Annotated in this window: 2 protein-coding genes; both read left to right on the top strand. The window is 75.4% G+C overall.

The genetic code is table 11. The annotated features are described in order from the left end of the window. On the top strand, positions 1-2,055 hold a 2,055-nt coding region (locus tag SACPADRAFT_RS25035; RefSeq protein WP_007026614.1), incomplete at its 5' end, for an SDR family NAD(P)-dependent oxidoreductase. Beyond that, positions 2,052-4,571, top strand: a 2,520-nt coding sequence (locus SACPADRAFT_RS25030; protein WP_007026615.1) for a type I polyketide synthase, incomplete at its 3' end; no start/stop codon positions are given. The genes SACPADRAFT_RS25035 and SACPADRAFT_RS25030, both read left to right, overlap by 4 nt.

The raw sequence follows: 4,571 nt of genomic DNA, 5'->3' as shown, positions 1-4,571 counted from the left end.
TTTCAGCGCGAACACCACTGGGCCGCCGCCGCGACCCCGGCGCCCCCCGCCGTCGACACCGCGTTCTGGGCCGATGTGGACAGCGCCGATCCCGAAGAACTGGCCGCCAAGCTCGCCGTCGACCCCGAACACCTGCGCCGGGTGCTGCCCGCGCTGAGCGCCCTGCACCGGGAACGCGCGGGCCGCGGCACGGCCGATGCCTGGCGCTACCGCGTGACCTGGCACGAGCACCACGGGACCCCGGCCCCGCTCACGGGCCGGGTCCTGGTGGCGGTCCCACCGAATCCCGGCGCCTGGGTCGACGAGATCGTGGCCGGGCTCGCGGCCGACGGGGGCGAGGTCGTCCCGCTGGAGGTCAACCCGGCCGGAGCGCGGGGACCGCTGGCCGCCCGCCTCGCCGCGCACCCGCCCGTAGAGCGGGTGGTGTCGCTGCTCGCCGCCGACACCGGTCTCCACAACGGACTCACCGGCGGCTTCGCGGGCACGCTGCTGCTGGCTCAGGCGCTCACCGACGCCGATGTCGACGCCCCGCTGTGGTGCGTGACCCACGGCGACGGCCCCGACCAGGCGCAGGTGTGGGGGCTCGGCCGCGTTCTCGGGCTGGAACGCCCGGCCCGCTGGGGCGGCCTCATCGACGCCGCCACCGCCGACGCCACCGTCCGCGCGCTGCTCACCACGCCAGGGGAGGACCAGGTGCGGGTCGTCAACGGCCGGGCGCTGGTCCGCCGCGTCGAGCACGCTCCCACGCCGATCACCCGCGACTGGCGCACCAGCGGCGCCGCGCTGGTCACCGGCGGCACCGGAGCCCTGGGCGCTCGCGTGGCCGAGGCGCTGATCGCCCGCGGCGCCGAGCGAGTGGTGCTCACCAGCAGGCGCGGCGCCGACACCCCGGGAGCCACCGAGCTGGTCGAGCGGCTGTCCGCGTTGGGCGCCGAGGTCGAGGTCGTCGCCTGCGACGCGGCCGACCGCGACCGTCTCGCCGAAGTACTCGCCCTGCATCCGGATCTGCGCACCGTCGTACACGCCGCGGGTGTCGGGCAGTTCCAGCCCACCGACACCCTCACCCCGGCCGACGCCGCTGCGGTGTCGCACGGGAAGGTCGCGGGCGCGGTGCACCTGCACGAGCTGCTCACCGGGCGCGACCTGGACGCCCTCGTCCTGTTCTCCTCGATCTCCGCGACCTGGGGCAGCGCGGGCCAGGCGGCCTACGCCGCCGCCAACGCCCACCTCGACGCCCTCGCCGAGCACGGCAGGCAAGCCGGCCTGCCGTACACCTCGATCGCCTGGGGTCCGTGGGCGGACGGCGGTATGGCGGGTGGCGAGGGATCGCACGCCACCGCCGCCCTGGACCACCAGGGCGTGCGTGCCCTGGACCCGGACGCCGCCGTCCACGCCCTGTTCACCGCACTGGCCGCGGGCGATGCCGCCGTCGCGGTCGCCGACGTCGACTGGTCCCGGTTCGCTCCCGCGTTCACTGTCGCCCGTCACCGGCCGCTGTTCGACGCGCTGCCCGAGGCGCGTGCGGCGATCGCCCAGCCGGTCACCGCCGACGACGGCGCCGGGCTGCGTGCCCGGCTCGGTGGTCTCGACCGGGCGGGCGCCCGCGCCGAGCTGACCGGACTGGTCCGCGCCGAGGCCGCCGCAGTCCTCGGCCACCCCGGTCCCGAGGCGGTGGACCCTGACCGGGCCTTCCGCGACGTCGGGTTCGACTCGCTGACGGCCGTCGAACTGCGCAACCGGGTGGCCGCCGCCACCGGGGCCACGCTGTCGGCGGCGGTGGTGTTCGACTACCCCACGCCTGACGAGCTCGCCGGGCACCTGCTCGACACCGTTCTCGGGGCCGAGCAGGACGAGGTCGAGGGGCTGCTGGTGGGCCTGACGCGGGTCGAGGATCTCGACCTCGGTGAGGACGACCGCACCCGGCTCGCCGCCCGGCTGCGCCGAGCATTGGCCGCGCTGGAGGACGACCCGGCCGACGGGGCAGCCCCCGACCTGGCCGACGCCACCGACAGCGATCTGTTCGACATGGTCGACAAGGACTTGGGGCTGATGTGACCGAACCGACGACCGAGACGGACAAGCTCCGCGACTACCTGAAGAAGGTCATCACCGAGCTGCACCGCACCCGCGCGCGGGTGCGGGAACTGGAGGACTCCCAGCCCGATCCCGTCGCCGTGGTCGGCATGGGCTGCCGTTACCCCGGCGGCGTCCGCTCCCCGGACGACCTGTGGGAACTGGTCCGCACCGGGGCCGACGCGGTCGGCGGCTTCCCCGCCGACCGCGGCTGGGACCTCACCGCGCTCAGCGGAGCCGAGGGCCTGACCGGCGAGGGCGGGTTCCTGCACGACGTCGGCGAGTTCGACGCCGGGCTTTTCGGCATCTCCCCGCGCGAGGCCCTGGCGATGGACCCGCAGCAGCGGCTGCTGCTGGAGGTCTCGTGGGAGGCACTGGAACGCGCGGGCATCGACCCGGCCGGCCTGCGCGGGAGCGCCACCGGCGCGTACATCGGCGCCAGCGGCCAGGACTACACTCCGCTGCTGACCGCGTCCGGGGAGCCGGTCGACGGTCACCTCGCCACCGGAAACGCCGGTTCCGTCGTCTCCGGCCGGGTGTCCTACGCACTCGGTCTGGAGGGTCCCGCGGTTACCGTCGACACGGCCTGCTCGTCGTCGCTGGTGGCCCTGCACATGGCCGTGCGATCACTGCGCACCGGGGAGTGCGCGCTCGCGCTCGCGGGCGGCGTGACCGTCATGTCCACGCCCGGCGCGTTCCTGGAGTTCTCCAAGCAGGGCGGTCTGGCCCCCGACGGCCGCTGCAAAGCCTTCTCCGCCGAGGCCGACGGCACCGGCTGGGCGGAGGGCGCCGGTGTGCTCGTCCTGGAACGGCTCTCCGACGCCGTCGCGGCCGGGCACCCCGTCCTCGCCCTGCTGCCCGGAACGGCGGTCAACTCCGACGGCGCCTCCAACGGCCTCACCGCTCCCAACGGGCCCGCCCAGCGCCGCGTCATCCACCGGGCGCTCGCCGACGCGGGACTCGAACCATCCGATGTGGACGCTGTGGAGGCGCACGGCACCGGAACCCGTCTCGGTGACCCGATCGAGGCCCAGGCCCTGCTGGATACCTACGGCCGGGCTCGTGGCGGACGCGGCCCGCTGCGGCTGGGCTCGCTCAAGTCCAACATCGGGCACAGCCAGGCCGCCTCCGGCGTCGGCGGCGTGCTCAAGGTCGTGCTCGCCCTGCAGCACGGCGTGCTGCCGCGCACCCGCTACGCCGACCGGCCCACCCCGCACGTCGACTGGACCGCCGGCGAGGTCACGCTGCTGAACGAGGCCGAGCCGTGGGAGCCGGGCGAGCGGGTCCGCCGCGCCGGGGTGTCGTCGTTCGGTATCAGCGGCACCAACGCCCACCTCATCGTCGAGGAACCCCCCGCGCCCGAGCCACGCCCCGGAGCCGCTCCGGTCGGTGCGGTCCCATGGGTCCTCTCCGCGCACAGCCCCGCCGCCCTGCGGGATCAGGTGTCCAGGCTCTCCGCCCACCTGCGCGCCCGCCGCGCCGACGACGCCGACGATGCCGACGATGCCGACATCGCGTTCTCCCTGGCCACCACGCGCGCGACCCTCCGCCACCGCGCGGTGGTCGTCGGCCCCGACGCGCTGGACGCCTGGGACGGGCAGGAGATTCGTGCGGTGCCCGGGCGCACCGCGTTCCTGTGCAGCGGTCAGGGCGCACAGCGCGCCGGGATGGGTCTCGGTCTCGCCGCCGCCTTCCCCGCCTTCGCCACCGAGTGGGACCGGGTGCTGGCTTGCTTCCCCGAGGACGTGCGGCAGGCGCTGACCTCCGGCGAGCCGGTCGACCGGACGCGGTTCGCCCAGCCCGGTCTGTTCGCCGTGTCCGTCGCCGTCGCCCGCACCCTGGAGACCTGGGGAGTGCGGCCGGACGTGCTGATCGGACACTCCGTCGGCGAGATCGCCGCCGCCCACCTCGCTGGGGTCCTGTCGTTGCGGGACGCCTGCGCGCTCGTCGTCGCCCGCGCGGCGCTGATGGACACGCTGCCCGGGACCGGCGCGATGGTCGCCGTCGCCGCGTCCGAGGCCGAGGTCTCGCCCCTGCTCGGTGACCGGGTCTGTCTCGCCGCCGTCAACGCCCGGGACGCCGTGGTGCTCTCCGGCGACGCGGAGGCCGTGCGGGCCGCCGCAGAGGGGTTCCGCTCCAAGGAACTCACCGTCAGCCACGCCTTCCACTCCGCCCTCGTCGATCCCGTCCTCGACGACTACCGCGCCGTCCTGCGCACCGTCGAGTTCCACCCGCCGAGGACCACGCTCCTGTCCACGGTGACCGGCGGACCGGTGTCTTCCGAGGTACTGGACCCCGAGCACTGGGTTCGCAACGCCCGCGGCACCGTCCGCTACGCCGACGCCGCCGGACACCTGCCCGCCCAGGGCGTGGGCCGCGCCGTGGAGGTCGGCCCCGACGCCGTCCTCACGGCGTTGACCCGCACCGACGACCTGCCGTGTTTCCCGGCCCTGCGCGGGGGCGCGGCCGAAGCCACCACCTTCGCCGCCGCGCTCGGC

Origin of the sequence: Saccharomonospora iraqiensis subsp. paurometabolica YIM 90007 (genome assembly GCF_000231035.2) — a bacterium.
Lineage (GTDB): Bacteria > Actinomycetota > Actinomycetes > Mycobacteriales > Pseudonocardiaceae > Saccharomonospora > Saccharomonospora paurometabolica.
Note: the sequence above shows the minus strand (reverse complement) of the source record. Positions and strands in the feature narration are given on the sequence as shown.